Raw genomic sequence first — 6,515 nt, forward strand, 5'->3', positions numbered from 1 at the left:
CATATCACGCATAAGCCTACGAGCAAAGCTGACAAGCCTCCAACCAGCCAAACTGCCAACTTGCCACCCAGCCAAACAGCCAACCATGCAACGAGACAACCAGCCAACCAGAATACCAGCAATACAGGCACCCAGCCATCCAGCCTACCAGCCAACCAGCCAACCAGCCAACCAGCCAACCAGCCAACCAGCCAACCAGCCAACCAGCCAACCAGCCAACCAGCTAACCAGCTAACCAGCTAACCAGCTAACCAGCTAACCAGCTAACCAGCTAACCAGCTAACCAGAGACGTCAGTCTTCAAGCTCGCGGTCGATGCGGTATTCGCTCGAGGTCAACCAGGCCTCCATCCGCTGCAGGCGCTTGTCGAGCTCGCGGAAGCGGCGGTTGAGGGTGCCGACGCCGTCTTTCGGCCCGCGTCGTACTTCCTGCCAGAAAGCCTCGTCGTGCTCGTCGCGATAGAGGTTGACCGGCCGTCTGCGCAACAGAATCCATAGCGCGATGTAGCCGACGATCATCACCGCGGTAAACGGAATCGCCAGCAGGATCGTGATTATCCGCAGCGCGGTCAGATTGAAGCCGGCCCAGTCGGCGATGCCGGCGCATACGCCGCCCAGAATGCCGCGCTGCTTGTTGCGGTAGAGGCGGTTTCGGCTGGGCTGTTGAGGTTCGCTGTAACGGCGGTTCATGTATGGTCTCTCCAGTTCGGGCTGTCGGCATCAAGAATGCGTTCGAGGGTATGGATGCGCTCCTCCATCTTGCGTGCCGTGTCGTGCAGGTCTTCCATCAGCGCTTCATCCTTGCTGTTGAGCCGCCGGCTGGCCGAATTGCGCGTGGCGTAGTGCAGAATCAGCCAGATTGGCGCCACGATCACCAGAAACACCAGCAGCGGCACGAACACGAATACGAATTCGTTCATTTCGGCCTACTCCCGGTTGCGACGGGACTTGAGTTCGGCCAGCGCTTCTTCGACGCGCTCGTCGCGCTCAAGGTCCTCGAACTCGGAGTCGAGCGTGCGGCCCTGGCGGCCCATGTCCAGCGCCTCAGCTTCCGACTCGATGCGTTCGACGCGCTCCTCGGCGGCGTCGAAACGGTGCAGCATTTCGTCGACCTTGTCGTTGTAGACCTGCTTTCTGGTCTTGAGGTGGTGGCTGGCCGAGCGGTGGCGCATTACCAGCGCGCGCTGGCGGTTGCGGGCGTCGGTCAGTTTGGCCTGCAGCCTGCCGATGTCCTCGTCGTACTTGGTCAGCTGGTTGGTGTACTGCTCCAGCTCTTCCTTGAGGTAGTCGATGCGATCACCCAGCCGGGTTTTCTCGGCCAGGGCGGCGCGCGCCAGATCTTCGCGCTCTTTCTCCAGCGCCAGCTCCGCCTTGCGCTGCCATTCCAGCTGCTGCTGTTCCAGACGCTTGAGCAGGCGCTCGCGCTCCTTTTTCTCGGCGATGCATTTCGCTGTCGCCGAGCGGATCTCGACCAGCGTATCTTCCATTTCCTGAATCATCAGGCGAATCATCTTTTCCGGGTCTTCCGCTTTTTCCAGCGCGGCATTGAGATTGGCGTTGATGATGTCGCCCAGGCGGGAAAAAATGCCCATGGTGTTAACTCCTGTTGCGATGGCTTGTCCTGCCTGGTTCCTCGCAAGTGCCGTGCCAGAGTGCTTGAGGCCCTGAAATCAGGGGCTTGCGTCATTGCCGGGCCCGAGCAAAGGCGAATATTGTCGCGATAATGGCAAGTCTCGCCTGTAGTTTGGCTGCGGAACCGATCGCGCCGCCTGACGGTCCATTGAATGCAGCGGGCCAGTCTGCGCCGAGCGTGGCACAAGCGGTCGTTGCCGTGGTCAGGGGCGGAGTGGTCGGGTACAATGCCCGCTTTCGCAATTTCCGCCATAACGAAATTTCCTTCAACGGAGGCAACATGCAGAAATGTTTTCTCGCAGCGCTATTGGCCCTGTTCGTGGCCGCGCCGGCTGCGGCCCAGGATCTGGAAAGTGAGCAGGGCGAGCTCGGCTATTCCATCGGTTACGAGTTCGGCGCAGAGCTCCGGAGCTATGACGTCGACGTCGATCTGGAAGCGATCTTCCAGGCCGTACGCGACGCCTACAACGAGCAGGATCCGACCATCGACGTGGAGATCATGCGCGAGCGCATGACCGCGCTGCAGGAGAAGCTGCGTCAGGAGCGGATGGAAGCCTTCGAGGCTCTGGCCGAGGAAAATCAGGCCAAGGCCGAAGAGTTCCTGGCCGAAAACCGCGAAAAGAAGAACATCACCGTTCTGCCCAGCGGTGTGCAGTATCGCGTCATCGAGGAAGGTACCGGTGAGCGGCCTACCCTTGAAGATACGGTCACCGTTCACTACCGCGGTTCCAAGATCAACGGACGCGAGTTCGACAGCTCCTTCCGCCGCGGCGTGCCCGCTGTCTTTCAGGTCAACTCGGTCATCGAGGGCTGGCAGGAAGTGCTGCCGCAGATGAGCGAAGGCGCCGAATGGCAGATCTTCCTGCCGCCGGAGCTGGCTTTCGGCGTGCGTGGCGATCCACCCATTATCGGGCCGAATGAAGCCCTGAAGTTCGACGTCAAGCTGGTCAAGATCGGCGAGCCGGAGAACCAGCAGGGGCAGACACAGGCGCCCGGACAGTAATCAGGCGCAGATGAGCGAACTTGCGCGACTGGTCCCGAAAGTCGAGTCGCCCTGTATCGGAACCTGCACGCTCGGTCCCGGAGACCTGTGCGTGGGCTGCTTCCGCTCGGCGGCGGAAATTGCCGACTGGCTGAGCTATACGCCGGAAAAGCGCCGCGAGGTCATGCAGGCCCTGCCTGCCCGGGCCGACCGTCTGTTCGATGAAGGCTGAGGTCGCGCTGTCATTCTCCCCGCGGGAGATGGCGGCGCGGCTTCACGCTCCCGATACCCCGGTTGCCGATCTTCGCATCCGCGGCTTTCAGCCACCCGGGCACAAGGCCTGGAACCCCCGGCCCGCTGCGGTGCTGATCGCCATCATGAGCGCGCCCGCTCCGGCCGTGGTGCTGACCGTTCGCAGCCGCCGGATGACGCTGCACGCCGGCCAGGTTGCGTTTCCCGGCGGCGGGCGTGAGGGCAGCGAGTCGTTTCCGCTGGTGACGGCACTGCGGGAGACCAGCGAAGAGATCGGCGTCGAGCGCGAGCGACTGTCGGTGCACGGCCTGCTGGATCGTTTCGACACCATCACCGGCTATCGCATCGTGCCGGTGGTGGCTACCATCGAGGGCCAGCCCGTGCTTCGGCCTTGTCCCGGTGAGGTGGAAGAAATCTTCACCCTGCCGCTGGATCGCGTTCTCGATCGCCACAACTATCGTCACCATACCGTGACTCGCGGCGGCCACAGCCACGAGCTGACCACGCTGCCGCACGGGCGCTGGATGATCTGGGGCGCCACCGCCGCCATTCTCCATCAGCTGTGCGCGACCGTGATCGGCGACGCCTAGAAGGCGGTCAATCGTCTTCGCGCAGCCCGAACATCAGTTCCACCATTCGCTTGTGCTCCGGTCGCACCATTACGTGTACGTGGTCGTTGGCTTCGAGCACGGTTTCGGGCGTCACCGGCAGCGCCTCGCGACCGCGGACTACCAGCAGCACGTCGGCGCCCTCGGGCAGCGGCAGCATTCTGGCCGGTTGTCCGGTCACCATCGCGGCCGGGTGCAGGTTGAACGAGATGATCTGGATCGGCAGGCTGTCGATGGCGTTGATTTCCAGCACCGGGGCCGGGCGCTGGGCACCGCCGCGTTCGACGCCGAACAAAGATGCCGCCCAGCGCACCGTGGCACCGGGAATGAGCGCGTTGACCACGACCACGAAAAACGCCAGGTGAAACAGGATCATGCCTTTTTCCACGCCGGCAAGGACGGGATAGGTCGCCAGCAGGATCGGCACCGCACCGCGCAGGCCCACCCATGAGATGAATGCGGTCTCGCGCGCGCTGTAGCGAAACGGCAGCAGGCAGGCGACTACCATCAGCGGGCGAGCAACCAGCGCCAGCGCCAGCGCCAGCAAAACGCCACGCCAGCCAAACGACACCAGCAGTTGCGGCACGGCCAGCAGCCCCAGCACCAGAAACATCGTGATCTGGGCCAGCCAGGCCAGCGCATCGTGAACGCGCAGGATGCCGGAACGGTAGGGCAGGCGCCGATTGCCGAGCATCAGCGCGGCGACGTAAACGGCCAGAAAGCCCGAGCCCATGAACAGGGTGGGAATGCCGAAAGCCAGCAGCGCGAAAGCCAGGGTCAGGGCCGGGTAGAGGCCAGCGGCCGGCACGCGAATACGCTCGAGCAGCAAAGTGCCCAGCCAGCCGATGGCCAGGCCGGCAGCCGCTCCGACCGTCAGCTGCAGTAATACATGGCCTGCAAAGTCGAGCAGGCTGAAGGCCTGCATGCCGGCAATCTGGGCGGTCAGTGTCAGGGTCAGGATGATGGCCATCGGGTCGTTGAGGCCCGATTCCAGCTCCAGCGTGGCGCCCACGCGACGTCGCAGCTGGACATTGGAGCCGCGCAGGGACGAGAACACGGCAGCGGCGTCGGTCGACGACACCATCGCGCCCAGCAGAAGCGCCAGCATCCAGTCCAGGCCGAGCAGCCAGGCGACAAGTGCAACCAGCACTGCCGTGCCCACCACCGCAAGCGTGGCCAGCAGCGAGGCCGGCAGCAAGTGTTCGCGTACCTGACGGAAAGGCGTGTTGAGGCCGCCATCGAACAGGATCAGCGTCAGCCCCACCGTACCGATGCGGAACGCCAGATCGAAATCGATCAGATCGTGACCGAAACGGGCGCCGACCAGCAGCCCGATAAGCAGGAAGACCAGCACCACCGGAATGCCGATACGCTCGGAAGGGCGGCTGAACAGCACGCTGAGCACCAGCAGCAGGCCTGCGGCGGTCAGCATCACTGCCGTGCTGGCGGGTTCCGATTCGAACACGCGGGCTGTCTCCTAGAATTCCACGGCTCATAATAACCGCAGGTCGCGAGGGATCCAGCGGAAACATCGCCGGGGCGGCGCAAATGCCGCGCAGCTTCCCGGCACGCAGCAGGCCGCCAGAGCGGTAGACTCGTGGATCACCAAGCCCAAACGGATCACCCATCCCAAGGACACGGAACCCATGCTGCAGAATATCGATCACGCAAACGGCGTTGTCGAAATCAGACTCGATCGCCCGCCAGTGAACGCGCTCAATCCGGCGCTGGTTGGCCAGCTGGATCATGCCGTCGCCCAAGCCATCCACGACGACGCTCGCGCGCTCGTGATTTCAGGGCGCGAAGGCTTGTTTTCGGCGGGGCTCGACGTGCCCGAGCTGCTCACGCTCGACGAGCGCGGCATGCGCGCGTTCTGGCAGGCCTTCTTCACCCTGCTCGAGCGCATCGCCCGCAGCCCCGTGCCCATTGTCACGGCGCTGACCGGGCACAGCCCTGCCGGCGGCACCGTGATCGGTCTGTTCGCCGACTATCGCGTGCAGGCCGAGGGCGAGTTCCGCCTCGGGCTCAATGAAGTCCAGGTCGGCCTGGTCGTGCCGCCGGTCATCCACCACGCCCTGGCCCGGCTCATCGGCCCGTATCCGGCCGAGCGCCATCTCGTTGCCGGCGACATGATCTCGCCGACCCAGGCGCGCCAGCTTGGCCTGGTTGACGAGCTGGCTCCGTCGGCCGAAGTCATCGGGCGAGCCGTGTCATGGTGCGGTGAACTGCTGGAATTGCCGCAGCACTCCATGGCCGCCACCCGCAAACTGTGCCGTGCGGAACTGGGCGAACTGTTCGACAGCCGCGATGCCCTGGATATCGATGCCTTCGTCGCGGCCTGGTTCGACGAGCGCACGCAGGCCACGCTCAAACAGCTGGTGGAGCGCTTGAAGGGCTGAGATTCATTGTGTTTCCGATTGTGCGCCATACGAGCGCATCGCCGGAACGCTATGGAGCGAGCTCGCGAATGCTGGTCGGCAGCGGCACCGGTTCGCCCTTTTCTTTGTCGATCCACACCAGGGTGCAGGTGGCATCGGCATAAACGACGGCCTTGCCATCCTGGTCTGGAATCGAGCGAATCTCGTGCTCGAGCTTGATCGAGGAGCGGCCCGGAGACAGGGGGTTGAGAGTGACCTCGATCTCTTCGGGCCAGTACAGCGGTCGGCGGAAATTGATGCTGATGTTGGCGACCACAGGGCCGGTTTCGGCTTGCTGCCAGCGGCTGGGAACCGACTCCATCCAACGCGCCCGGCATTCTTCGATATAGCGCAGGTAGACCACGTTGCTGACGTGTTTGAAAGAATCCATGTCGCCCCAGCGAACGGGGAGGGTGAGCTTGAATTCAGGCATTGTGGGCTTCCGGTTTGGGGTGGGAGGATTGTAGCGCTATGGCGCTACGTTGGCTGATTGGCTGGTTGGCTGGTTGGCTGGTTGGCTGGTTGGCTGGTTGGCTGGTTGGCTGGTTGGCTGGTTGGCTGGTTGGCTGGTTGGCTGGTTGGCTGGTTGGCTGGTTGGCTGGTTGGCTGGTTGGCTGGTTGGCTGG

Annotated in this window: 9 protein-coding genes; 4 read left to right on the forward strand and 5 right to left on the reverse strand. The window is 63.4% G+C overall.

Annotated features, from left to right (window positions below; translation table 11 throughout):
• Positions 1 to 292 precede the first annotated feature (292 nt).
• The 3 genes from pspC to pspA are packed head-to-tail and all read right to left on the reverse strand — an operon-like array spanning position 293 to position 1,590.
• Positions 293 to 688 carry an envelope stress response membrane protein PspC gene (gene pspC, locus ACEWQ0_RS05600; protein WP_476484779.1) on the reverse strand — a complete coding sequence of 132 codons (396 nt, stop codon included), beginning with the start codon at positions 686 to 688 and terminating at the stop codon, positions 293 to 295.
• Positions 685 to 918, reverse strand: coding sequence for an envelope stress response membrane protein PspB (gene pspB / locus ACEWQ0_RS05605; RefSeq protein WP_476482332.1), 234 nt, complete (start codon positions 916 to 918; stop codon positions 685 to 687). The genes pspC and pspB overlap by 4 nt, the downstream gene beginning before the upstream one ends.
• Before the next feature lie 6 nt (positions 919 to 924).
• Complete coding sequence (pspA, locus tag ACEWQ0_RS05610; protein WP_476482331.1) at positions 925 to 1,590, reverse strand: phage shock protein PspA; 666 nt, start codon at positions 1,588 to 1,590, stop codon at positions 925 to 927.
• A gap of 320 nt (positions 1,591 to 1,910) precedes the next feature.
• Between pspA and ACEWQ0_RS05615 the strand changes: the two genes are divergently transcribed.
• From ACEWQ0_RS05615 to ACEWQ0_RS05625, 3 genes are read left to right on the forward strand one after another with little or no spacing between them, the layout of a single operon-like run.
• Positions 1,911 to 2,633, forward strand: coding sequence for an FKBP-type peptidyl-prolyl cis-trans isomerase (locus ACEWQ0_RS05615; protein WP_476482330.1), 723 nt, complete (start codon positions 1,911 to 1,913; stop codon positions 2,631 to 2,633).
• Positions 2,634 to 2,643: 10 nt separating this feature from the next.
• Positions 2,644 to 2,844, forward strand: coding sequence for a DUF1289 domain-containing protein (locus tag ACEWQ0_RS05620; protein WP_476482329.1), 201 nt, complete (start codon positions 2,644 to 2,646; stop codon positions 2,842 to 2,844).
• A complete protein-coding gene (locus ACEWQ0_RS05625; protein WP_476482328.1) occupies positions 2,834 to 3,454 on the forward strand; it encodes a CoA pyrophosphatase in 621 nt (206 codons plus the stop codon). Before ACEWQ0_RS05620 ends, ACEWQ0_RS05625 begins: the two co-directional genes overlap by 11 nt.
• A gap of 7 nt (positions 3,455 to 3,461) precedes the next feature.
• Here the strand turns inward: ACEWQ0_RS05625 and ACEWQ0_RS05630 are convergent, their stop codons facing one another.
• Entirely contained in the window at positions 3,462 to 4,937 is a 1,476-nt protein-coding gene (locus tag ACEWQ0_RS05630; protein ID WP_476482327.1) for a potassium/proton antiporter, read from the reverse strand.
• A gap of 181 nt (positions 4,938 to 5,118) precedes the next feature.
• Here ACEWQ0_RS05630 and ACEWQ0_RS05635 point away from each other — a divergent pair, with 181 nt between their 5' ends.
• Positions 5,119 to 5,871: an enoyl-CoA hydratase/isomerase family protein gene (locus tag ACEWQ0_RS05635; protein ID WP_476482326.1), complete on the forward strand. Its 753-nt coding sequence runs from the start codon at positions 5,119 to 5,121 to the stop codon at positions 5,869 to 5,871.
• Positions 5,872 to 5,920: 49 nt separating this feature from the next.
• On the opposite strand, the gene ACEWQ0_RS05640 is transcribed toward ACEWQ0_RS05635, so the two are convergent.
• Positions 5,921 to 6,322 (reverse strand): acyl-CoA thioesterase, encoded by a 402-nt coding sequence (locus tag ACEWQ0_RS05640; protein WP_476482325.1) that lies wholly within the window; start codon positions 6,320 to 6,322, stop codon positions 5,921 to 5,923.
• Between the last annotated feature and the right edge of the window lie 193 nt (positions 6,323 to 6,515).

The organism is Wenzhouxiangella sp. YN9 (assembly GCF_056324165.1).